The following is a 22064-nucleotide window of genomic DNA, read 5'->3' as shown; positions in this document are numbered from 1 at the left end:
CGACTCGGACGGCGCGATTTCGTGTTCGCGTGTCTTAAAGCAAAAACAACCTGTTAGCCGCTCATCAGCACGCCGCGGAACAACGGATCCTCGAGCGCGCGGCCGGTGCCTAGCGCGACGCAGGTCAGCGGGTCCTCGGCGACCGTCACCGGCAGCCCGGTTTCGTCGCGCAGCACTTCGTCGAGCCCCTGCAGCAACGCACCGCCGCCGGTGAGCACGATGCCTTGGTCGACGATGTCTGCGGCCAGCTCGGGCGCGGTGTTCTCCAGCGCGACGCGGACGCCTTCGACGATCGTCGCGACCGGCTCGCTGAGCGCCTCGGCGATCTGGCCCTGGTTGATCTGGATCTCTTTGGGCACGCCGTTGACGAGATCGCGGCCCTTGATCTGGATGATCATGCCGATGCCGTCGACCGGCGGCTTGGCGATGCCGACCTCCTTCTTGATCCGCTCCGCAGTCGCTTCGCCGATCAGCAGGTTATGGTTGCGTCGGACATAGGAGACGATCGCCTCGTCCATCTTGTCGCCGCCGACGCGGACCGACGTCGTGTAGGCTAGGCCGCGAAGCGACAGCACCGCGACTTCGGTCGTGCCGCCGCCGATATCGACGACCATCGAACCGATCGGCTCGGTGACGGGCATGTCGGCGCCGATCGCCGCCGCCATCGGCTCTTCGATCAGCCAGACCTGCGAGGCACCCGCGTTCGACGCGGCATCGCGGATCGCGCGGCGCTCGACCTTGGTCGAACCCGACGGCACGCAGATCACGATCTCGGGCCAGCGCGCGAACTTGCGGGGCCCGTGCACCTTCTGGATGAAGTACTTGATCATCTGCTCGGCGACGTCGATGTCCGCGATCACGCCGTCGCGAAGCGGGCGGATCGCCTCGATGTTGCCCGGCGTCTTGCCCATCATCATCTTGGCGTCGTCACCGACCGCCTTGACGCGCTTGATCCCGTTGATCGTCTCGACGGCCACCACCGACGGCTCGTTCAGGACGATGCCGCGGCCACGGACGTAGACGACGGTGTTCGCGGTGCCGAGGTCGATCGCCATGTCGTGCGACATGAACTTGAAGAAACGCGAGTAGAAGGCCATTCAATCAGGGTCCCGTAATCCTGGCCGCCGGACGGGCGGCATTTCGCACACATCATCTCGCGGGCCCCGCCGGTGTTTTCGAGCACCGGGTGCCTAATAAGCGGGCGTTTGCGGGTCGCGGGATGCCGTCGCTTGGTCTAGACGCAAACTCATGTCAATACGGCGTCTCCCAGAGCATCTCGTCAATCGCATCGCCGCCGGTGAAGTGGTGGAAAGACCCGCCAGCGCGTTGAAGGAGTTAGTCGAAAACGCGATCGACGCGGGCGCCGGACGCATCGCGATTCTCCTCGTGGAAGGGGGCACGTCGCGGATCGAAGTCGCCGATGACGGCTGCGGAATGACTCCCGCCGACATGGCGCTGGCGCTCGAACGGCATGCCACCTCGAAGCTGCCCGACGAATATATCGAATCGGTCGTGACGCTCGGTTTTCGCGGCGAGGCGTTGCCCTCGATCGCGAGCGTCGCGCGGCTGACGATCGAAAGCCGGATACGGGGCGCGGAGGGCTGGGCGCGGACCGTCGACAATGGCGAAGTCGCGCGCGAAGGCCCCGCCGCGCTCCCGCCCGGCACGCGCGTCGTGGTCGAGGACCTGTTCGCGCGCGTGCCCGCCCGCCGCAAGTTCCTGCGTTCGCCGCGCGCCGAATATGCCGCCTGCCTCGACGTCGTCCGTCGCCTCGCGATGGCACGGCCCGATATCGGCTTCACGCTGGAGCATGACGGCCGCCGCGCGCTTTCGGCGGTGCAGGTCGAGGATCGGCCGGGCAGGGTGGCGACGCTCACCGACCGCGCGCTCGCCGACAATTCGGTAGCGATCGATCTCGAACGCGAAGGTCTCCTACTCGGCGGCGTCGCGAGCCTACCGACCTACAACCGCGGCATCGCCGACCATCAATATCTGTTCGTCAACGGCCGGCCCGTGAAGGATCGCCTGCTGATGGGCGCGATCCGTGGCGCCTATGCCGAGATGCTCCCGCGCGACCGCCATGCCGTCGTCGCGCTGTTCCTCGACATCCCGACCGACCAGGTCGACGTCAACGTCCACCCCGCCAAGACCGAAGTCCGCTTCCGTGATCCGGCAATGGTCCGCGGCCTGATCGTCTCGGGCCTCCGCCGCGCGCTCGATGCCGCAGGCCACCGCAGCCAGCGTGCCTCCGACTTCGCGCTGTCGATGTGGCAGCAAGAAAGCTCATCTCCCCCCGGGGGAGGGGAAGGGGCCCGTCCGCAAAGCGGATGGGAAGGTGAGGGCACGCCCCAAAGACTACCGCTAGAAAACCGCCACTACGGCGCCGGCAACGACGCCCGGCCGACGTTTTTCGCCGCTCCCCCGCAGGCAAGAGCCGAGCCCGCCTGGACGCCCCCGCCGCAAACCGCATCCTTCCCGATGGGCGTGGCCAGAGGCCAGGTCGCCAAGACCTACATCGTCGCCGAAGCCGAGGACGGGCTCGTCCTGGTCGACCAGCACGCCGCGCACGAACGCCTCGTCCTCGAACGCATGCGCGCGGCGCTGACCGGCGGGACGATCGCGAGCCAGGCGTTGCTGATCCCCGAGGTCGTCGAGCTCGACGAATCCGCGTGCGACCGTCTCGAAGCGCGCGCCGAAGAACTGTCGGAGTTCGGTCTCGACCTCGAACGCTTCGGCCCGCACGCGATGCTCGTCCGCGCGACGCCGGCGCTGCTCGGCCAAAGTGATCCCAAAGGCCTCGTTACCGACCTCGCCGACGAGCTCGCCGCCTTTGACGAAGCTCTCTCCCTAAAGGAGCGCCTCGACGCGGTGGCCGGGACGATGGCCTGCCACGGTTCCGTCCGCGCCGGCCGCATCCTGTCGGTCCCCGAAATGAACGCCCTGCTCCGCGAAATGGAAATCACGCCGCACTCCGGCCAATGCAACCACGGTCGCCCGACTTGGGTGAAGCTCGCGCACGGCGACATCGAGAAGCTGTTCGGGCGGAAGTAGGGGGGGCAAGGCGACGCGTGGCGTTGGTGGGCGGGTTGCGTCGCTGTCCTGACGGATTAACGGTCACATAGCATTGCGCGCCCGACATGGCCTTTGGCGCCGGTCCGGGGCATGGGTCGGATATGGATGCTCTCTCGTTATTCGGTCTAGCCGCGGTCTCGTTCACCTTGCTATGCTACGCCAAGGAAGCCGGCTCGCACTGGTGGACGCTCGGCTTCGCGTTCGGGTGCGTGCTCGGCTCTATCTACGGTTTCCTCCAGGGCGCGTGGCCGTTCGGGGTGGTCGAGATGATTTGGACGATCGTCTCGTTCCGCCGTTGGCTCAAGATGCGCTACAGTCCAGCGCACGGAGCGGAACCGCTAGCTTGACAGCGCGTTCGCCCGCGCCTACCTGAGCCCTCCCCGACACGACGGTTCCGGCGGCGCTTGTTTGCGTTCGTCGCTATCGTGCGTTTCGGTTCATCGCTAGGAGATGGGCTTCGTGCAGCCATGCCGACGCCCGTGGAGCAGGAGAACCAAGTTCATGGCACGTATCGCGGGTGTTAATATCCCGACCAACAAGCGCGTGGTGATCGCGCTGACTTACATTCACGGCATCGGTTCGACCAAGGCCAAGGAAATCGTCGCGAAGCTCGGCATTGCCGACACCGCACGCGTCCAGGACCTGACCGACCAGGAAGTCCTGCACATCCGCGAGACGATCGACGCCGATCACACCGTCGAAGGCGATCTGCGCCGCCAGACCTCGATGAACATCAAGCGCCTGATGGATCTCGCCTGCTATCGTGGCCTGCGTCATCGCAAGGGCCTCCCGGTCCGCGGCCAGCGCACGCATACCAATGCGCGCACCCGCAAGGGCAAGGCCAAGCCGATTGCCGGCAAGAAGAAGTAATCCACTTTTTCAAGGGATTACTCCGCCGGCGCTGGTCCCAACGGGCCGCCCGGCGTCACGCAGATACAGGTCAGGAAATACACCATGGCACGCGAACCTCAGCGCATTAAGCGGCGCGAGCGCAAGAACATCACCTCTGGCGTCGCTCACGTGAATGCCAGCTTCAACAACACGATGATCACGATCACCGATGCCCAGGGCAACGCGATCTCGTGGTCGTCGGCCGGCGCAATGGGCTTCAAGGGCTCGCGCAAGTCGACTCCGTACGCGGCCCAGGTCGCAGCGGAAGACGCCGGCAAGAAGGCCGCCGAGCACGGCGTCCGCACGATCGAAGTCGAGGTCAAGGGCCCCGGCTCGGGTCGCGAATCGGCACTGCGCGCACTTCAGGCAGTCGGTTTCCAGATCACGTCGATCCGCGACGTGACCTCGATCCCGCACAACGGCGTGCGCCCTTCGAAGCGTCGTCGCGTCTGATTCTCCGCCTCCCGTGCGCGGTTGATCGCGCCGCACGGGTGTATTTTATTGGTCGGCGGACACACCCGTTCGCCGGCCCCCAAATTAGGGGAAGCATGTGTCTGTCAACGCAAAGAACTGGCAGGAACTCAAGAAGCCCAGCGGCCTGGAGAAAAAGGCTGGTGGCGACACCAAGCGCAAGGCGACTTTCATCGCCGAGCCGCTCGAGCGGGGCTTCGGCCTGACGCTCGGCAACGCGCTGCGCCGCGTGTTGCTCTCGTCGCTGCAGGGCGCGGCCGTCACCTCGATCAAGATCGAGAACGTGCTGCATGAGTTCTCGTCTCTGGCAGGCGTCCGCGAGGACGTGACCGACATCGTCCTCAACGTGAAGCAGATCGCGATCCGCATGCAGGGCGAGGGGCCCAAGCGCCTCCAGCTCTCGGCAACGGGTCCGGGTGAAGTCAAGGCCGGCGACATCGCCGTCTCGGGCGACATCGAGATCATGAACAAGGATCTCGTGATCTGCCACCTCGATGAGGGTGCGACGCTCAACATGGAGCTGACCGCCGACATCGGTAAGGGCTATGTCCCCGCAGCCGCCAACCGTCCGGCCGATGCGCCGATCGGTCTGATCCCGGTCGATGCGCTGTACTCGCCGGTGCGGCAGGTATCGTACAAGGTCGACCCGACCCGCGTCGGTCAGGACCTGGATTACGACAAGCTGACGCTGACGATCGAAACCGACGGCACGATCACCCCGGAAGACGCAGTCGGCTATGCCGGTCGCATCCTCCAGGACCAGCTCGCGCTGTTCGTCCACTTCGACGATTCGTCGGTGACGCGTTCGTCGGCCCCGATCGGCCAGGCAGCACCCGCTGCCGGTGGTGCGGAGCCGGCTGGCGACACCCAGCAGATCAACCGGTACCTTCTCAAGAAGGTAGACGAGTTGGAGCTGTCGGTGCGTTCGGCGAACTGCCTCAAGAACGACAACATCATCTATATCGGCGATCTGGTCGGCAAGACCGAGGCCGAGATGCTGCGTACGCCTAACTTCGGTCGCAAATCCTTGAACGAAATCAAGGAAGTGTTGTCGTCGATGGGTCTTCGCCTGGGTATGGAAATCCCGGGCTGGCCACCTGAGAACATCGAAGAGATGGCCAAGAAGCTCGAGCAAGAGATAATGGGGTAAGGCACTCCCGTCCGTCATCCTGACGAAAGTCAGGATCCAGAGTTACGGACGGAACGTGTTTTACCCTGGATCCCAGCTTTCGCTGGGATGACGGATATTCGGGTGGGCCACCGTCCCCACCAGCTCCCGGGTACCTCATACGGCCCCTGAACGAACGAAAAGGTATTAAACATGCGCCATCGCGTAGGCGGCCGTAAGCTTCAGCGGACCTCGGCCCACCGTCTTGCTCTGTTCCGCAACATGAGCGCCGCGCTCATCAAGCACGAGCAGATCACCACCACCGTCGCCAAGGCGAAGGAACTGCGTCCCTACATCGAGAAGCTGATCACGCTCGCGAAGAAGGGTGGCCTGTCCAACCGTCGTCTCGCGCACGGCCGGTTGCTCGACGACGCACAGCTGATCAAGCTGTTCGACGTTCTGGCGACCCGGTATGCGGATCGCAACGGCGGTTACACCCGCGTCATCAAGGCTGGCATCCGCATGTCGGACGCCTCGCCGATGGCCGTCATCGAGTTCGTCGACCGCGACGTCTCGGCGAAGGGCCAGGATTCGGGTCCGGCGATGTCGGACGAGGATTACAACGAAGCGGCCTGAGCCTGTTCTCCTGCGAACGCAGGAGCCTAGGATCACAAGCGCTATCGTCCGTTACCCTGGGTTCCTGCGTTCGCAGGAAAACGGGTGACACTAAAAAGGCCGCGTTTCCCATCCGGGAGGCGCGGCCTCTTTCGTTACGGGTCCCATCCGGCTATGCGCCCGACATGGAGCACCCAGACAGCATTCTCATCGTCGATTTCGGCAGCCAGGTAACCCAGCTGATCGCCCGCCGCGTGCGCGAGGCCGGCGTCTATAGCGAGATCGCCCCCTTCCAGTCGGCCGAGGCCGCGTTCGACCGGATGCAGCCAAAGGGTATTATCCTCTCGGGTGGTCCCGCCTCGGTCACCGCGGAGAATTCCCCACGCGTGCCGCAGCGCTTCTTCGAGGCGGGCATACCGATCCTCGGCATCTGTTACGGTCAGCAGGTCATGTCCGCGCAGCTCGGCGGCAACGTCATCGTCTCGGGCGATGGCGGCGAGTTCGGCAGCGCGTTCATCGAGGTCAAGTCGGCGTGCGCGCTGTTCGACGGCCTCTGGGCGGAGGGCGAGCGCCATCAGGTCTGGATGAGCCACGGCGACAAGGTCGACGCGATCCCGCCGGGCTTCACCCCTGTCGCGACCTCGACTGGCGCGCCCTATGCGATCGTCGCCGACGAGGCGCGGCGCTTCTACGGCGTGCAGTTCCACCCCGAGGTCGTCCACACCCCCGACGGCGGAAAGCTGATCGCGAACTTCGCGCGCCACGTCTGCGGGCTCAGCGGCGACTGGACGATGGCGGAGTTCCGCGAAACCAAGATCGCTGAAATCCGCGCTCAGGTCGGAAAGGGCCGCGTGATCTGCGGCCTGTCGGGCGGCGTCGATTCGGCGGTGGCCGCGGTGCTGATCCACGAGGCGATCGGCGAGCAGCTCACCTGCGTCTATGTCGATCACGGCCTGATGCGTGCGGGCGAGAGCGAGCAGGTCGTCAGCCTCTTCCGCGGCGCCTATAATATCCCGCTGATCCACGTGAACGTTGAGGAGCTTTTCCTGAGCGGCCTCGCCGGGATCACCGACCCCGAGCTGAAGCGCAAGTTCATCGGCAAGACCTTCATCGACGTGTTCGATACCGAGGCGAAGAAGCTCGGCGGTGCGGAGTTTCTCGCGCAGGGGACGCTATATCCCGACGTGATCGAGAGCGTCAGCTTCACTGGCGGTCCGTCGGTGACGATCAAGAGCCACCACAATGTCGGTGGTCTGCCCGAGCGCATGAACATGAAGCTCGTCGAGCCGTTGCGCGAGCTGTTCAAGGACGAGGTCCGCGTGCTGGGTCGTGAGCTGGGGCTCCCCGAGATCTTCGTCGGCCGTCACCCGTTCCCAGGGCCTGGCCTCGCGATCCGCATTCCCGGCGAGGTCACCAAGGAACGTTGCGACATCCTGCGGAAAGCCGACGCGATCTATCTCGAGGAGATCCGCGCGGCGGGGCTGTACGACACGATCTGGCAGGCGTTCGCGGTGCTTCTTCCGGTGCGCAGCGTCGGCGTGATGGGCGATGGCCGCACCTATGACAACGTGCTGGCGCTGCGCGCCGTCACCTCGACCGACGGCATGACCGCGCAGGCGTTCCAGTTCCCCGGCGACTTCCTGCCGCGCGTCGCGACCCGGATCATCAACGAGGTGAAGGGCATCAACCGGGTGACGTACGACTATACGTCGAAGCCGCCCGGCACGATCGAGTGGGAATGATTCGGGGCTATTTTTGGCTATCGCGATCAATCGGCATTGCTGCATCAAGGCACTGAAATAAAAAGATTATCTTACGTTATCTATCGGGGTCAATCGCGGAGCAGCGGTTGGCCCTGGCGTCATGCGTGACGGTATCCGGCAAACTTGCACTTGGCCTAATCTGGCGATACCGTCAGAGGTATTGAAGCCAGTGACGGTATTTTTTCCGCACTAACCCATTGTAAATCAAGCGATAATGTCGGTGAAAATGGCCGAAAATCGCCTGACGGTATTTTGCGTAGAGGAGGTCGGTATGCTCACCGATGTTGCCCTTAAGAACCTGAAACCACGGGAAAAAGCCTACAAGGTCACGGACCGTGACGGCCTTTATGTTCAAGTCTCAACCTCGGGGACATTGACGTTTCGGCTGGACTACCGGCTGCATGGGCGGCGTGAGACGCTGACGCTCGGGAAGTACGGTCCCTCCGGCTTGTCGCTCGCGCGAGCCCGTGAAGCGACGATCGACGCCAAGCGTGCAGTCTTTGAAGGCAGGTCCCCGGCCCAGGAAAAGCAACGCGACAAACGCCGGATCAAGGAGGCGAAGAGCTTCGGTGAATTTGGTGAGCGCTGGTTGGTGAAGGCACCGATGGCGGACAGCACCCGCGCGATGCGGCGTTCGATCTTCGAACGAGAGCTTCTCCCAGTCTGGAAGAATCGGCTGCTGACAGAAATTACGCCGGATGACCTGCGCGCCCACTGCGGTAAGATCGTCGATCGCGGCGCTCCGGCGACTGCGATCCATGTCCGCGACATCCTTAAGCAGATCTGCTGATTCCGAGGCAAGCCGCCCCCTCATTCCGAAATAATGCCGCCCCCTGATTCCGAGAAATAGTCGCCCCCGGATTCCGAGATGATGTCGCCCCCTTGCGGGGTGGGTCGGACCGGGATCGCCGGCAGGGTTATCGTCGCTCCTTTGGGTCTGTCCGAAGGAGTGAATGATGCCGGCGGGAAGGGTGAGTATGCGACGTGTCCGCGAGATGATGAGATACCGGTTCGAACAGGAGCTGGGATACAAGGCGATATCGCTGCGCGTGGGTGCGGTGCCCTCGACGGTGCGGGCGACCTTGAAGCGTGTCGCGGATGCGGGACTGAGATGGCCGCTGGACGAGACGCTCGGCGATGCTGCGCTGGAGGCATCACTTTACCGCGATGCGGGCAAGAAGACCGGCCACCGCCGCTGTCCCGAACCCGACTGGGCGCAAGTTCATCGCGAGCTGAAGCGCAAACATGTCACGCTGCAGGTGTTGTGGGACGAGTATATCGCCGAGCATCCGACCGGCTATCGCTACAGCCGATTCTGCGACCTGTATCGCGGCTGGGCGATGAAGCTGCCGGTTACGATGCGGCAGAACCATGCGCCGGGTGACAAGCTGTTCGTCGATTATGCGGGCGACAAGATCGCGGTGGTGATCGACCGACTGACGGGCGAAGTGCGTGACGCGCATATCTTCGTGGCGGTGCTGGGGGCGTCCAGCCTGACCTATGCCGAGGGAAGCTGGACCGAGACGCTGCCCGACTGGCTGGCGGCGCACACGCGCGCGCTCGCAATGTTCGGCGGTGCGCCGGCGCTGTTCGTGCCCGACAATGCGAAGGTCGCGGTGATCAAGGCTTGTCTTTACGATCCGCAGGTCAACCGCAGCTATGCCGAGATGGCGGCGCATTACGACAGCACGGTGCTGCCGACGCGGCCGCGCCGCCCGCGCGATAAGGCAAAGGTAGAAGCTGCCGTGCTGATCGTCGAGCGCTGGCTGTTCGGACGCCTTCGGCGTCGGATCTTCTACAGCCTGGCCGAACTGAACGCCGCGATCGCCGGGTTGCTTGCCGAGCTGAACGATCGGCGCGTGCTGCGCCGGGTTGGGCAGACGCGTCGTCAGTTGTTCGAAGAGATCGACCGGCCCGCGCTGAAGCCGCTGCCAGCCGAGCCCTATGTCTACGCCGAATGGCGGCGCAGGCGCGCGGGACTCGATTATCACGTCGAGATCGAGCGGCATTATTACTCCGTCCCATACCGCTTCGCACGCGAGCCGATCGAAGCGCGGATCACCGCGGCGACCATCGAGCTGTTCCACAAGGGCGAGCGGATCGCCGCGCACATGCGCGGCTCGGGCAATGGCCGCCATACCACGATCCCGGAGCATATGCCCTCGTCGCACCGGCGCTTTGCCGACTGGACCGTGGAGCGGATCGCGCGCGATGCGACCGCGATCGGGCCATGTACGGCATTGCTGTGCGAGAAGATCCTCGTCGAACGGCGCCATCCCGAGCAGGGCTTCCGGGCCTGTATGGGCATCATGCGCATGACGCGCAGCTTCGGTGCCAAGCGGATCGAAGCGGCTTGTTCGCGCGCGCTCGATATCGGTGCGCTCACCTACGGCTCGGTCAGATCGATCCTCGACAAGAACCTCGACCAGATCCCGTCATCGCCTCCGGTTGAGAGCCCGCCGGTCGATCATCCCAACATCCGGGGCTCACGCTATTATCACTGAAAGGAACACGACGATGCTCGCACATCCGACCCTTGATCGGCTGAACGAAATGGGCCTGGCCGGTATGGCCAGGGCGTTTGACGAACTTGCCACCAATGCCGAAGCGGATCGGCTTACCCATCCCGAATGGCTGGCACTCCTCCTCGACCGCGAATGGGGTGTCCGCCACGATCGCAAGCTTGCCGCCAGGCTGCGGTTCGCCAAGCTGCGCCATCAGGCCTCGCCCGAGGACATCGATTATCGCAAACCCCGCGGGCTCGACCGCGCGCTGGTCGTGAAGCTCGTGGTCGGCGACTGGATCGCCGCACACGACAATCTGGTCATCACCGGACCCACCGGGGTCGGTAAGAGCTGGCTTGCCTGCGCGCTTGGTCACAAGGCCTGCCGCGACGATCGCTCGGTGCTCTATCAGCGCGTCCCCAAGCTGTTCACCAGCCTCGCGCTTGCCCGCGGGGATGGTCGTCACGAACGCTTGCTGCGAAAGCTCGGCGGCGTGCAGCTACTCATCCTCGACGACTGGGGCCTGGAGCCGCTCGACGCACTCGCGCGCCACGATCTGCTCGAGATCCTCGAAGAACGCTACGGGCGGCGCTCGACGATCGTTACCAGCCAGCTGCCCATCGCCAGTTGGCATCAGGTGATCGCGGATCCGACCTATGCCGACGCGATCCTCGATCGCCTCGTCCACAACGCCCATCGGCTCGACCTCGATGGCGATAGCATGCGGCGTGCGAAAACCAGCCAGATCGCTTGACGTAAGCACCGAACGAAACAACAACGATCATTGCCGACAAGGCCCCGCTTCCGGGGGGCGACATCATCTCGGAATCAGGGGGCGCGATCATCTCGGAAACGGGGGGCGACTTCGTCGGAATCAGCAAGCAGATCTACGGGTTTGCGATCTTGCACGGCGAGAAGGTGGCCAATCCGGCCGACGATGTCGGACCCGCCTCGATCGCGACGTTCGTTCCAAAGGACCGTTCGCTGTCGCCGACAGAAATTCGCGTGATGCTCAAGCAGCTCGACCATGTGGCGACGCTGCCAACGATCCGACTCGGGATGCGCCTCTTCCTGCTGACAATGGTGCGCAAGAGCGAGCTGCAGGATGCGGTCTGGGACGAGGTCGACTTCGAGAACGCCGTGTGGACGATCCCCAAGGAGCGCATGAAGCGATCCAAGGCGCATAACTGTTGATTTTCACTGAGAGTTGACCCGGAGTTTTCATCGAGAAGTGACCCGCGTCGAAGGGTTCATGTCATGCCCGCGGGGTTGCGGGTCAAGGTGAGGCTTTGTCCTTTTTCGGTTTGTCGGCCTCGGACCGGACGCGGAACCGGAAGCTGTCGTTGCCGGTCTCGACGATGTGGCAATGGTGGGTAAGGCGGTCGAGGAGCGCGGTTGTCATCTTGGCGTCGCCGAAGACGCCGGCCCATTCGCTGAAGCTGAGGTTCGTGGTGATGATGACGCTGGTCTGCTCGTAGAGTTTGCTGAGCAGGTGGAACAGCATGGCGCCGCCCGAGGAACTGAACGGCAGGTAGCCCAGCTCGTCGAGGACGACGAGATCGAGGCGAAGCAGGCGCTCGGCGAGCTGCCCGGCCTTGTTCATGGCTTTCTCCTGCTCGAGCGCGTTGACCAGGTCGACGGTGGCAAAAAACCGGACCTTCCGGCGCCGGTGCTCGATGGCCTGCACAGCGAGCGCGGTAGCGATGTGCGTCTTGCCGGTGCCGGGGCCACCAATCAGGACGACGTTATCGGCGCCGTCGATGAAATCGCCCTGATGGAGTTGGCGAACCATGGTCTCGTCGACTTCGGCGGAGGTAAAATCGAAGCCGGTCAGATCCTTGTACGCCGGCAGCTTTGCAGCCTTGATCTGGTAGGCGATGGATCTGACTTCGCGCTCCGCCATCTCGGCCTTGAGCAGCTGAGACAGGATGGGAACGGCCGCATCGAAGGCAGGCGCGCCTTGTTCGATGAGGTCGCCTACGGCCTGGGCCATGCCGTACATGCGAAGATCGCGCAGCATGACAACGACCGCGGCGCTGGCGGGATCATGACGCATGGCGCACCTCCTTCATAAGCGTGTCGTAGCGGCCGACATCGGCTTGGGGTTCACGTCGCAGGACGAGCGCCTGTGGGGCATCGATGGGCGTGACGCTGGCGGTCTTGCCGTCGACCAGCCGATGCAGGATGTTGAGAATGTGGGTTTTAGTGGCGACGCCGGCCTCGAGCGCTAGTTCGACCGCGCACAGCACCGCTTGTTCGTCGTGCTGGAGCACCAGTGCCAGGATATCGACCATCTCCCGGTCGCCGCCCGCGTGCTTGAGCAATCGCTCGCGCAATTTCCGAAAGGCGTCGGGCAATTCGGTAAAGGGCGCACCATTTCGCATGGCACCCGGCTTGCGCTGAACCACCGCCAGATAATGGCGCCAGTCGTAGATAGTCCGTCCTGGCGAGCTGTGCGCCCGGTCGATCACCCGGGCGTGCTCGCACACCCTGCGCCCTTCCGCGACCACGACGATGCGCTCAGGGTAGATCCGCAGGCTCACCGGCCGGTTCGCGAAGGAAGCCGGGACGCTGTAACGGTTGCGGTCGAAATGCACGAGGCAGGTCGGCGATACCCGCTTGGTATGTTCGACGAAGCCATCAAACGGGCGCCCCGGTTTCATCAGGTCCGCCACTTCTTGCGCCCATACCTCGGCAACGGTGCCGGGAAGGTTGCCGTGCGGAATCTGTGCCCACTGTGCGATACACTGCTCTTCCAGCCATGCGTTGAGCGCAGCAATGTCGGAAAGTTCGGGCAGTCGCTGCCACAGCCGGCGACGCGCATCCTGGACGTTCTTCTCAACCTGACCTTTCTCCCAGCCCGATGCCGGATTGCAGAATTCGGGTTCGAACAAATAGTGGCTCGCCATCGCCGCGAACCGCGCGTTGACCTGCCGCGCCTTGCCCGTGCCGATACGGTCGACCGCGGTCTTCATGTTGTCGTAGATCCCGCGCCGCGGCACTCCGCCCAGCACCCGAAAGGCATGCTGGTGCGCATCGAACAGCATCTCGTGGGTCTGGAGCGGATACGCTCGCACGATGAACGCCCGGCTGTGCGACAGCTTGGTGTGCGCTGCCTGCAGCTTCACCCGTTCGCCGCCCAGGATGGCCCAGTCCTCGCTCCAGTCGAATTGAAAGGCTTCGCCGGGCATGAACACCAGCGGCACGAACGTGCCCCGGCCCGTCGTCTGCTCCTGGACCTGACGGTCGGCCTTCCACGCCCGGATGAAGGCCGCTACCCGACTGTAGGACCCGTCATAGCCCAGCACGACCAGGTCGGTATGGATCTGCTTGCCCGTACGCCGTTGCTTGCGCGATTTGCCAGCTTCCGTCTTCAACCATCCCGATAGCCGGTCGGCGAACGGATCCAACTTGCTCGGCCGGTCGACCACTTCGAACTTCGGCTCCACCGCGTCCGACCGCAGGTATTTGCGGATCGTGTTACGCGACAGCCCCGTACGTCGGGTTATCTCCCTGATCGACATCCCGTCCCGGAATGCCCAGCGCCGGATCACGCTCAGTAACGCCATGTCTATCACTCCTTGATCCCCCGACAGCCTGCCGGGGTGAGGTTGAGACACGGGTCACTTCTCGGTGGAAATTTATGCCTTCTCCGGGTCAGCTCTCAGTGGAAATCAACAGTGGTTGATCAACAAGCGGCAGTCGCGGTCGGCACCGCGCTCAACCGCTTCGGCAAGTGAAATCGGCCGGGTCGGGTTTCGCTCGACGACCGTAAAGACCTGGGTCTCGGCGCCTGTCGCAGGGTGGGTATAAAGCGTGCGGCGCTCGGTGACGCGGAGCGAGTGCGCCGTGATGGTCTCGACGCCGCGATCATAGACGCCGGCGGCGATCGCACCTTCGATCTTGGCGCGGAGCAAACCTTCGAACACGTCGAAGATTGTGCCTTGCAGGTCGATGGTCAGTGCCAGCATCCGGTTGAGAAATTGCGTGATTGGCGGCAGTTCCTCGCGCAGGGTGCCGTCGCGATCGGTTAGTTTGAGGGCCGTGGCGTCCTCGAACCGTTGCAGCGTACAGCCCGGCACCTTGCCGAGCAGGAGCAGTGTGTAGAGCTGGCGCAAAGCCGCTTTGGCATAGGCGCTTTCGAGGTTGTCTTCGGCACGGAACAGACCCTGTCCGCCGGTCTGCCGCTGTCCTTTGGTAATCGCGCCCAACGTGTCGAGCCGGCGCGCAATGGTCGATAGAAACCGCTTTTCCGCTTTCACGTCGGTCGAGATCGGCCTGAAGATGGGCGGCTGAACCTGGTGGGTGCGATTGGTGCGCCCGAGCCCCTGGATGGCCGTGTCCGCCTTCCAGCCTGCCTCGAGCAAATAGTGAATGCGCAGCCGCCTGTTCCTGGCGCCAAGGTCGGCATGATAGCTCCGGCCCGTGCCACCCGCGTCGGAGAACACGAGGACGCGCTTGTCATCGTCCTGAAACGCAGCGGTCTCCGCCAGGTTGGCGCTGCCCGCACGATTTTCCACGCACAGACGCCGTTCGCCGTCCGCGCCGATGCGGGCGACGACGCGGCGGGACCGTCCGGTGACTTCGGCGACCTGCTCGGTGCCGAACCGCTGGACGATCTGATCGAGCGCGCCTTGCACCGGAGCCAGTGCGCCGAGATGCTCGATGAGACGATCGCGGCGTTCGAGCGCATCGCGGCATTGCACGGGCTGGCCATCGCGCATCACCGGCCGCGAGCACAGGTTACCCTCGCCATCGGTATAGGGTTCGAAGAGCTGGGTTGGGAACGAGTGCGCCAGATAGTCCAGGACATATTCGCGCGGGGTGATGTCGACGGCGATATCGCCCCATTCTTCGGTCGGAATGTCGGCGAGTCTCCGTTCGAGCAAGGCTTCGCCTGTGGAGACGATCTGGACGACGCAGGCGTGACCTTCGGCAAGGTCACGGTCGATCGCCGCGATCAGCGTCGGGGTCTTCATGGCGGTAATCAGGTGATTGAAGAATCGCTGCTTGGCGCTCTCAAAGGCAGACCGCGCTGCGGACTTGGCCTGAGCGTTCAGCGTCTTGGTTCCACCATCCGGCCCAGCACCTGTGATGTTGGAGGCTTCAAGCGCGGCCGACAGATTGTTGTGAATGATCTCGAACGCGCCGGCGTAGGCGTCATAGATGCCGGTTTGCTCGGCTGTCAGCCGGTGTTCGACGATCTCATATTCGACCCCTTCGTAGGACAGCGAGCGAGCGGCATAGAGGCCGAGCGCCTTGAGGTCGCGGGCGAGCACTTCCATCGCGGCGACGCCGCCGGCCTCGATTGCCTGCACGAACTCGGCGCGGCTGGCGAACGGGAAGTCGTCGCCACCCCACAGGCCGAGCCGTTGGGCATAAGCGAGGTTGTGAACCGTCGTCGCGCCGGTCGCCGAGACGTAGAGTACGCGGGCATCGGGAAGCGCATGTTGCAGGCGTAAGCCAGCCTTGCCCTGCTGCGACGCGGCCTGCTCGCCGCGTTCGCCCTTGCCGCCTGCGGCATTCTGCATGGCGTGGGATTCGTCGAACACGATGACCCCGTCGAAATCGGAGCCCAACCAGTCGACGATTTGTCGGACGCGTGAAACCTTCCCCTCGCGTTCGTCGGACCGTAGCGTGGCATAGGTGGTAAAAAGGATGCCTTCCTCCAGTCGGATGGGCGCACCTTGGCGAAAGCGGGAGAGCGGCGTCACCAACAGCCGTTCCTGGCCGAGGGCCGACCAGTCGCGCTGGGCGTCCTCAAGGAGCGCGTCGGATTTCGAGACCCACAGCGCGCGTCGACGGCCCTTTAGCCAATTGTCGAGAATGACGCCGGCGACTTGGCGGCCCTTGCCCGCGCCCGTCCCATCGCCGAGCATGAAGCCTCGGCGAAATCGGACCATGCCGTTGGCATTTTCAGGCGCGGCACTGATCTGGTCGAAGGTTGCATCGACTGTCCAGGCGCCTGCCAACTGGCCATCATGGGCTTCGCCCGCATAGATGACGGTTTCAAGCTGGGCATCGGATAGAAGGCCGGCTTCGACCAGGTCCTCAGGCAGAAGCGGAACATAGCTCGGCTTCGGTGGGCAAACAGAAGCCATGGACGCGGACTGCACGAGCGGCGTCGGATGGGGGCAAGCTCCATCGATGGCCACTGATTGCAGTCCGTAGCCTTCATAGAGAGCCTCGGTGATCCGATCGGCTGCGGGTTGGGACCAGTCCACCACGGAATAGCGCAGCGGCACGGCGGCGGGGTCGATCGATTGCGACGCAGATCGTGCAGGTGACGCAACGGATTTCCGCATAGCCGGCTTTGCGGAGACGCGGCTCGGCGTAAAAGCGGCGCTCATGGGCAGGCGCGCGGGAATCGCATTGTCGACCCAGGCCAGAAGCTCGGTCGTACTGGACGCCATGCCGGGTGTGACGGGGAAGCATGATGGGTCATCGGCCGGGAGACGGTCGATCACGGTCAGGCGCGTTTCGGTCGTTGTACCATGCCGAGCATAGACACGGCCGTCGATCGCGGCGGAGAAGACGATTCGGCCCCGCGCCTGAAGGTCGATAAACGCATCGCGCCATGCTGCATCGTAGGGGGACAGGCTCGCCCCAGTGATGGCGACCAGGCGACCGCCTTCGGCGAGACGGGCCAGGGCGGAGTTGATGTGCCGGAGGGCCGCGTCGGCGACGCGGCCTTCGACCTGCGCGGCGACCGAGAAGGGCGGATTCATGAGGACGACGCTCGGGAGCAGCCCGGCGTCGAGATGGTCATGGATGTGGGCGGCGTCAAACCGGGTGACGACCGTGGTCGAAAAGAGATGACCGAGAAGGTCAGCGCGGGTTTCGCCCAATTCATTAAGCGCCACTTCGGCACCAGCAAGCTCAGCGAAGATGGCAAGCAATCCGGTCCCGGCTGATGGCTCCAGAACAAGATCACCCCGCGTGATCATGGCTGCGCGTGCCGCGACCCATGCAAGGGGCAAGGGCGTCGAGAATTGCTGGAGCGCCTCGCTTTCGATTGAGCGTCGGGTGTGGGTGGGGAGCAGGCCGGCAATCTTGCTGACCACGGCAAGCTGCGAACTGGCCGGACGGCCGCACAGCGCCGGTCCAAATCGGTGCAGGAACGCGATCTGCGCCGCTTCGCACGCCTCATAAGCGTCCTTCCAGGTCCACAGCCCTTGGGCGTCCGATCCGCCAAACGCTGCCTCCATAGTGGTGCGAAGGGCGCGGGCATTGAGCGCCGTGCCCGCGATCAGGGTGGGAAGGAGATCCAGAGCGGCGCGGTGGAGCGCCAGGGCGCGATTGGCCGGCGCGCGGCTTGTCACGGTGAGCGTTGGGGACGCGAGTGCGGTTGATGTCATGGCGGGTCATCCGGGAGAGCAGGAGGAGGGCAAGCCGATCGGCGCTCTCTCTCGACCGCACCGGCTCGCCCCCTCCCGGCCCCCCTCTCACTCTGTTTCGGCAAAGCCGCCGCCATCGGCCGGAGGCAGATAGGCGTCGAACGGATTGCCGGGCGCGAGATGGCCGAACGGCGTGAAGACATAGTCTTCGCCGTCTCGGCCTACGGCGCAAAGGACGTAGCGCAGCTCGCGCGTCTCGGCGTCTAAGCATTCCATCAGGGCCAGATCATCATTGCGGGCGGCCTGTAGCAGGGTCTGGAAATTGCGGGAGGCATGGTCGGGGATCGGCATGGCAAGCTCCTGACAAAGGAAAGGCCCGGCAGAAGGCGGGCCGAAAGGTGGGAATGGAGCGGGGCGGCCGAACGCCGCCCCGCGATTTTCATTCAGCGGCGATGGCGTGCTCAAACCCTGCAGCCGGCTCGGGGTCGGAGGCTCCGGCCTCGTCATCCTCGTCAGCGGTCAGGAAAGCCGGCAGCGCTTCGGGCTCCGATCCGTCCGGTTCGAGCAAGACGGGTTGATCGGTTGCGGTGCGCAACGGCTCCGGCAGCCAGCCTGAACCGGCCAGCAGCCGTTCGGCCTCCTTGGCCATATCGCCCTTCTTGAGGTGCTCGATGAGCTGGGCCTCGCGATCACCCTTGCCGTCGCGAACAGCCTCCAGAATGCGCGGCTTGGTGACGCGGCCGAGGTAGGATTCGACCGTCGGGGTCCAGCCTGCCGCGACCATGTCGAGATCGACGACCTGCGCCAAAGCGTCAGCATGTTTCATCCTGTCGCCCTGGTTCCAGGACTGGTGGACGGCGTTGATGCTGAAGCTGACGCAGTGGGCGAACAGTCCCCCGCGTCGATCCGTATCGAAGGTCGTCAACGTCTGCCACAAGGCACCGGGGTCCTGAGGCAGCTGATCCGACCAGCTCGCATGGCGCGCGGTGATCGCCTGCGCCGACGCTGTGTCGTTGAGGCCAGGCACCTGGTGACCAAAGGCGGAGTGCTTGGCTTCGATCTCCAGGCACGTCGCGGTGCTGAAGCGGTAGAACGTCTTCAACGCGAGGGCATGAAGGACGGCGAGATAGGCCGTGGCGGGGTCGGCACCCACTGCGTTGCGCAATGCCAGCGTCCGATGCGCAGTCAGTTCGGTCATCAGCCGCTCGGGCAGCGGCTTGATGGTGTCGTCATCCTCGTCGATTTCGCCGGCGGGCTGGGCTGCACCGCCGATCGTGATGACGGCGCGCTGGATGCCGGCATCGGGCTCGGAAGGCTCGACGACATCATCCGTATCGCCACGGGTGGCATCCGGCTCGGCTTCTGCTTCGTCCTCCGGTCGCACAAACCCGCGTTCGGTCTTGAGGCTGCCAGAGCTGTCGAGGCTGACAAAGGCGCCCGCCCGCGCGATGTCAGCCGGATCGAACAGCGCCGGTCGGTTCTGGAGATCTTCGAGCGCGGCCTCGATTTCTCCAAGGCGCTGGTCGGCCTCGTCGGGCAGCTCCTCGGCCTCGGCGTAGGTCTCCTCAAGCGCCGCATACTCCTGGCTGAGCGCCTCGTAGGTCGCGTGTTCTTGATCGGTCAGCGAGCTGGTGGAGGGCAAGACGCGGAGTCCGCGCGTGTGTCCGTAATCGAAACCGACGTCGGCGCTGATCCACTTCCAGCCTTCGGCGGCGACGGTCTCCGCAGCCGCCGCGAGTTTTTCTGAGACCAGACGGTCGAGAAGCGCCGGATCCTGAAACCACCCACCGTCATCGGTCTGGAAGAGGTCACGTAAGATGTCGCCGCCTGCGGCTTCATAAGCCTCCGCGCCGATGAAACGTGCACGTCGATCGGAAGCGCGCACGGCGCCTTCGGTCAACATGCGCCGGATCTGATAGGCTTCCTTGTAGGGGTTGCGCGCGAGCGCCTCCCAGACCTGTTCCTGGCGCGCATGGTCGTTGGTGACGGTGAAGGCCATCAGCTGGTCCAGGGTCAATTCGTCCTCGGCGTAGAGGGCGAGCAGCCGGTCGGATACGGACGCCAACTTGAGGCGCTGGCGAACGATGGCCGGCGTGACGAAGAAGCGCGCCGCGATTGCCTCGTCGCCTTGACCCTGTTCGCGCAGGGTCTGGAAGGCACGAAACTGGTCGAGCGGATGCAGCGGCTCACGTTGACTGTTTTCGGCGAGCGAATCCTCCTCGGCCGAGATGTCCGCGCTCTCGCGGATGACGCAGGGCACGGGTGCTGTCCGCGACAGGCGCTTCTGTTTCACGAGCCGTTCGAGCGCACGATAGCGCCGACCTCCGGCCGGCACCTCGAACATGCCGGTTTCATTGCCTTCGGAATCGACGACCGCGCGGACGTTGAGGCTTTGGAGCAGGGTCCGTCGTGCAATGTCCTCGGCAAGATCTTCGATCGAGACGCCGGACTTGATCCGGCGCACATTGGACTGGCTCAGCACGAGCTTGTTGAAGGGGATGTCCCGCGAGGGGGACAGGACGATTTTCTGGGAAGCCTGGGTCATGGGATGTTCTCCGTGACGGGCGGCCGGGAGCCTCTCTCTCGACCCTGACCCGTCACGAAGTCCGTCTCGACCCTCTTACTCTCCTGAACTCCGGCCGAGCTGGCGCGCAGCGGGCGAGGTCACGCCGCTTGCCGATCCTCCTCCCGTGCCGCACTGGGCGCGAAGGCGAGGAGGTAGTCCGCCGCTTTGGAGGCCGCGCTCGCCGCGCGCACGATGGCGCGATTGTCCTCGCGCAGGACGTCGAGCCAGGCGCCGATGTAATCGGCATGGCGCACGGTCGGCGCGATGCCGAGGCTCGCGCAGCAGAAGGCCGACGTCATTTCGGCGACGAGCTCCTCGCGCGAATAGGCCTTCGACCCGAAGCCACCGCTCAGGTCGCGCGCGAGGCGTCCGGGATGGCCCGACCAATGGCCGTTATGCCGATATCGGCATAACGTCCATTATGCCGCCCGCCGGATTATGCCGCATAGCTGTGCAGAACGGCAGATTCTTGCGGCAGAACCACGCCGCATTCCGGCATAATCAAAGGCGTCGCGTCACGGACTTGGTAACGATCGGCCAAGGTGAATTCTTGCCGGACAGCTTTGCAGCGCTCATGATCGGGTAGCATTGGCACCTGAGCGCAAAGCTCTCACCCCAGCTGGCGCGGTTCGTTCATCTCTTCGGCATCCTGAGTGGCTTCATGCACCTCCTCGCGGATGATTTTCGTGGTGATCTCGTGAAGATGCGCGGTGAGTGCGCCGCTCAGTTCTTCGAACTCGGGCCAAAGCGTCATCTGGACGAAGCTGGCCGGGGCACGGATGATAACAGTCTGGCGGTGCATCCGCGTGTAGCGGAAGGGCTTGATGCCATAGCGACGACACAAGGCGGTGAAGAGCTGGCGGGACCATGGATCGGGGATCGAGAATTTGAACTCCTCGACCCGTTCCGTCTTGCTGGCATCCGCGAATTTAAGCCTGATGCGTTCTGCAGCAGCACCGGCCGCTGACTTCTCACCGGCGGTTTTGGCGCCAGCGTAGAGGGCTTCGATCTTGCGCAGCTTGTCGCGGAGTTGGTCTTCGGGCTGCATCAGCGTCAGTGCACCGTCGGCTTCTCGGTGAAGATACCGTCCAGCATCTGGCGGCGCGCGCGCGTGCAGGATAGCACCGCCTCGTGGATCTCTGTCTCCATGATTCGCGTCAGTTCGCGCAAATGCCTGAAGGTTATGTCGAGTTGGTTCCGGTCATCGGCCACAGGGTCGCGGGATACCAGCTCGCAGATCCCTGCCATCATGGCGCGCAGTTCGGCAAGATGGCGGACGGCCTCATGTGCCCGCTCGGGGAGATCGATGGCGTCCTCGCCATTGAACAGCCCTTCGATGAAGCCGTCCAGTTCCTGGATACGAACGAGACCGTGTCGACCCAGATTAGCTGCGGTTGGCTCCGCGGGCATCCGGGTCAGTCGAAACGGCTGACCGCGCTTCTGATGCCGGGTCAGGTCGTTCCAGAGCCCCTGGACCAGCGCATCGAGCAGTTCGTTGACTTCGTCGATACTGTCGAAGGCCGGAAGTTCGCCGCCCCATAGATTCTTGATGACCTGCAATGGCGCGACGGACATCGCGGGGGTTGCGATATTACCCAGGAAACGCGTGCGCACCTCGTGGAACGGCACCGGAGACCGGTGCTTCTCCAGCAGCGCCTGCGCGTTTCTATTGCTCGGTGTCGTGGTCGCCTTCTTCATATCCATCCCGGCAGAACAAAAATCATGATCATCATGCCG

19 protein-coding genes and 1 pseudogene are annotated in these 22064 nt (G+C 64.1%); 11 read left to right on the top strand and 9 right to left on the bottom strand.

What is annotated here, in order from left to right; translation table 11 throughout:
• Positions 1–53: 53 nt before the first annotated feature.
• Complete coding sequence (locus HMP09_RS06185) at positions 54–1097, bottom strand: rod shape-determining protein (protein ID WP_055878614.1); 1044 nt, start codon at positions 1095–1097, stop codon at positions 54–56.
• 151 nt (positions 1098–1248) lie between these two features.
• Here HMP09_RS06185 and mutL point away from each other — a divergent pair, with 151 nt between their 5' ends.
• From mutL to HMP09_RS06130, 11 genes are all read left to right on the top strand, one after another.
• Positions 1249–3051, top strand: a complete 1803-nt coding sequence (mutL, locus tag HMP09_RS06180; protein WP_176499634.1) for a DNA mismatch repair endonuclease MutL — start codon at positions 1249–1251, stop codon at positions 3049–3051.
• A gap of 122 nt (positions 3052–3173) precedes the next feature.
• Entirely contained in the window at positions 3174–3419 is a 246-nt protein-coding gene (locus tag HMP09_RS06175; RefSeq protein ID WP_176499633.1) for a hypothetical protein, read from the top strand.
• Between the two features lie 154 nt (positions 3420–3573).
• Positions 3574–3942 carry a 30S ribosomal protein S13 gene (rpsM, locus tag HMP09_RS06170; RefSeq protein ID WP_056015521.1) on the top strand — a complete coding sequence of 123 codons (369 nt, stop codon included), beginning with the start codon at positions 3574–3576 and terminating at the stop codon, positions 3940–3942.
• Between the two features lie 84 nt (positions 3943–4026).
• Complete coding sequence (gene rpsK / locus HMP09_RS06165; RefSeq protein WP_031395237.1) at positions 4027–4416, top strand: 30S ribosomal protein S11; 390 nt, start codon at positions 4027–4029, stop codon at positions 4414–4416.
• Positions 4417–4513: 97 nt separating this feature from the next.
• On the top strand, positions 4514–5584 hold the full coding sequence (locus HMP09_RS06160; protein WP_176499632.1) for a DNA-directed RNA polymerase subunit alpha: 1071 nt from the start codon (positions 4514–4516) through the stop codon (positions 5582–5584).
• Positions 5585–5755: 171 nt separating this feature from the next.
• Positions 5756–6178 carry a 50S ribosomal protein L17 gene (gene rplQ / locus HMP09_RS06155; protein WP_176499631.1) on the top strand — a complete coding sequence of 141 codons (423 nt, stop codon included), beginning with the start codon at positions 5756–5758 and terminating at the stop codon, positions 6176–6178.
• 164 nt (positions 6179–6342) lie between these two features.
• Positions 6343–7899, top strand: a complete 1557-nt coding sequence (gene guaA / locus HMP09_RS06150; RefSeq protein WP_176499630.1) for a glutamine-hydrolyzing GMP synthase — start codon at positions 6343–6345, stop codon at positions 7897–7899.
• 247 nt (positions 7900–8146) lie between these two features.
• Positions 8147–8710, top strand: a complete 564-nt coding sequence (locus tag HMP09_RS06145; RefSeq protein WP_443026449.1) for a tyrosine-type recombinase/integrase — start codon at positions 8147–8149, stop codon at positions 8708–8710.
• 187 nt (positions 8711–8897) lie between these two features.
• On the top strand, positions 8898–10424 hold the full coding sequence (gene istA / locus HMP09_RS06140; protein ID WP_176495470.1) for an IS21 family transposase: 1527 nt from the start codon (positions 8898–8900) through the stop codon (positions 10422–10424).
• A gap of 13 nt (positions 10425–10437) precedes the next feature.
• Positions 10438–11178 carry an IS21-like element helper ATPase IstB gene (gene istB, locus HMP09_RS06135; protein WP_176495471.1) on the top strand — a complete coding sequence of 247 codons (741 nt, stop codon included), beginning with the start codon at positions 10438–10440 and terminating at the stop codon, positions 11176–11178.
• A 164-nt stretch (positions 11179–11342) separates the two neighbouring features.
• Positions 11343–11618 carry a tyrosine-type recombinase/integrase gene (locus HMP09_RS06130; RefSeq protein ID WP_443026448.1) on the top strand — a complete coding sequence of 92 codons (276 nt, stop codon included), beginning with the start codon at positions 11343–11345 and terminating at the stop codon, positions 11616–11618.
• Between the two features lie 82 nt (positions 11619–11700).
• Here HMP09_RS06130 and istB (HMP09_RS06125) read toward each other — a convergent pair whose 3' ends face one another.
• The 8 genes and pseudogenes from istB (HMP09_RS06125) to HMP09_RS06090 all read right to left on the bottom strand — a co-directional run bounded on the left by istB (HMP09_RS06125) (position 11701) and on the right by HMP09_RS06090 (position 22025).
• Positions 11701–12480: an IS21-like element helper ATPase IstB gene (gene istB, locus HMP09_RS06125; protein WP_176499042.1), complete on the bottom strand. Its 780-nt coding sequence runs from the start codon at positions 12478–12480 to the stop codon at positions 11701–11703.
• Positions 12470–13993 (bottom strand): IS21 family transposase, encoded by a 1524-nt coding sequence (gene istA, locus HMP09_RS06120; RefSeq protein WP_176499629.1) that lies wholly within the window; start codon positions 13991–13993, stop codon positions 12470–12472. The genes istB (HMP09_RS06125) and istA (HMP09_RS06120) overlap by 11 nt, the downstream gene beginning before the upstream one ends.
• A gap of 105 nt (positions 13994–14098) precedes the next feature.
• Positions 14099–17782 carry a strawberry notch-like NTP hydrolase domain-containing protein gene (locus tag HMP09_RS06115; protein WP_197942460.1) on the bottom strand — a complete coding sequence of 1228 codons (3684 nt, stop codon included), beginning with the start codon at positions 17780–17782 and terminating at the stop codon, positions 14099–14101.
• An 87-nt stretch (positions 17783–17869) separates the two neighbouring features.
• The gene (locus HMP09_RS06110; RefSeq protein WP_042441029.1) at positions 17870–18112 is read right to left on the bottom strand and encodes a DUF6117 family protein; all 243 of its coding nucleotides are present in this window, start codon (positions 18110–18112) and stop codon (positions 17870–17872) included.
• An 88-nt stretch (positions 18113–18200) separates the two neighbouring features.
• Positions 18201–20306 carry a ParB/RepB/Spo0J family partition protein gene (locus HMP09_RS06105; RefSeq protein WP_176499628.1) on the bottom strand — a complete coding sequence of 702 codons (2106 nt, stop codon included), beginning with the start codon at positions 20304–20306 and terminating at the stop codon, positions 18201–18203.
• A 119-nt stretch (positions 20307–20425) separates the two neighbouring features.
• Positions 20426–20722: pseudogene (locus HMP09_RS18250) on the bottom strand (zincin-like metallopeptidase domain-containing protein); the annotation flags it as partial.
• Between the two features lie 215 nt (positions 20723–20937).
• Positions 20938–21375 (bottom strand): hypothetical protein, encoded by a 438-nt coding sequence (locus HMP09_RS06095; RefSeq protein ID WP_176499627.1) that lies wholly within the window; start codon positions 21373–21375, stop codon positions 20938–20940.
• A gap of 5 nt (positions 21376–21380) precedes the next feature.
• Entirely contained in the window at positions 21381–22025 is a 645-nt protein-coding gene (locus HMP09_RS06090; RefSeq protein ID WP_176499626.1) for a hypothetical protein, read from the bottom strand.
• Positions 22026–22064: the final 39 nt, after the last annotated feature.

The organism is Sphingomonas sp. HMP9 (assembly GCF_013374115.1).
In the GTDB taxonomy this organism is placed as follows: domain Bacteria; phylum Pseudomonadota; class Alphaproteobacteria; order Sphingomonadales; family Sphingomonadaceae; genus Sphingomonas.
The sequence above is the reverse complement of the archived record's forward strand: the minus strand, read 5'-3'. Positions and strand labels throughout refer to the sequence as shown.

Excerpts from the sequence above, each read along its gene's own strand:
- HMP09_RS06185 (WP_055878614.1), bottom strand. The coding sequence starts at position 1,097 with ATGGCCTTCTACTCGCGTTTCTTCAAGTTCATGTCGCACGACATGGCG.
- mutL (WP_176499634.1), top strand. The coding sequence starts at position 1,249 with ATGTCAATACGGCGTCTCCCAGAGCATCTCGTCAATCGCATCGCCGCC.
- HMP09_RS06175 (WP_176499633.1), top strand. The coding sequence starts at position 3,174 with ATGGATGCTCTCTCGTTATTCGGTCTAGCCGCGGTCTCGTTCACCTTG.
- rpsM (WP_056015521.1), top strand. The coding sequence starts at position 3,574 with ATGGCACGTATCGCGGGTGTTAATATCCCGACCAACAAGCGCGTGGTG.
- rpsK (WP_031395237.1), top strand. The coding sequence starts at position 4,027 with ATGGCACGCGAACCTCAGCGCATTAAGCGGCGCGAGCGCAAGAACATC.
- rplQ (WP_176499631.1), top strand. The coding sequence starts at position 5,756 with ATGCGCCATCGCGTAGGCGGCCGTAAGCTTCAGCGGACCTCGGCCCAC.
- guaA (WP_176499630.1), top strand. The coding sequence starts at position 6,343 with ATGGAGCACCCAGACAGCATTCTCATCGTCGATTTCGGCAGCCAGGTA.
- HMP09_RS06145 (WP_443026449.1), top strand. The coding sequence starts at position 8,147 with ATGGCCGAAAATCGCCTGACGGTATTTTGCGTAGAGGAGGTCGGTATG.
- istA (WP_176495470.1), top strand. The coding sequence starts at position 8,898 with ATGCGACGTGTCCGCGAGATGATGAGATACCGGTTCGAACAGGAGCTG.
- istB (WP_176495471.1), top strand. The coding sequence starts at position 10,438 with ATGCTCGCACATCCGACCCTTGATCGGCTGAACGAAATGGGCCTGGCC.
- istB (WP_176499042.1), bottom strand. The coding sequence starts at position 12,480 with ATGCGTCATGATCCCGCCAGCGCCGCGGTCGTTGTCATGCTGCGCGAT.
- istA (WP_176499629.1), bottom strand. The coding sequence starts at position 13,993 with ATGGCGTTACTGAGCGTGATCCGGCGCTGGGCATTCCGGGACGGGATG.
- HMP09_RS06115 (WP_197942460.1), bottom strand. The coding sequence starts at position 17,782 with ATGACATCAACCGCACTCGCGTCCCCAACGCTCACCGTGACAAGCCGC.
- HMP09_RS06110 (WP_042441029.1), bottom strand. The coding sequence starts at position 18,112 with ATGCCGATCCCCGACCATGCCTCCCGCAATTTCCAGACCCTGCTACAG.
- HMP09_RS06105 (WP_176499628.1), bottom strand. The coding sequence starts at position 20,306 with ATGACCCAGGCTTCCCAGAAAATCGTCCTGTCCCCCTCGCGGGACATC.
- HMP09_RS06095 (WP_176499627.1), bottom strand. The coding sequence starts at position 21,375 with ATGCAGCCCGAAGACCAACTCCGCGACAAGCTGCGCAAGATCGAAGCC.
- HMP09_RS06090 (WP_176499626.1), bottom strand. The coding sequence starts at position 22,025 with ATGAAGAAGGCGACCACGACACCGAGCAATAGAAACGCGCAGGCGCTG.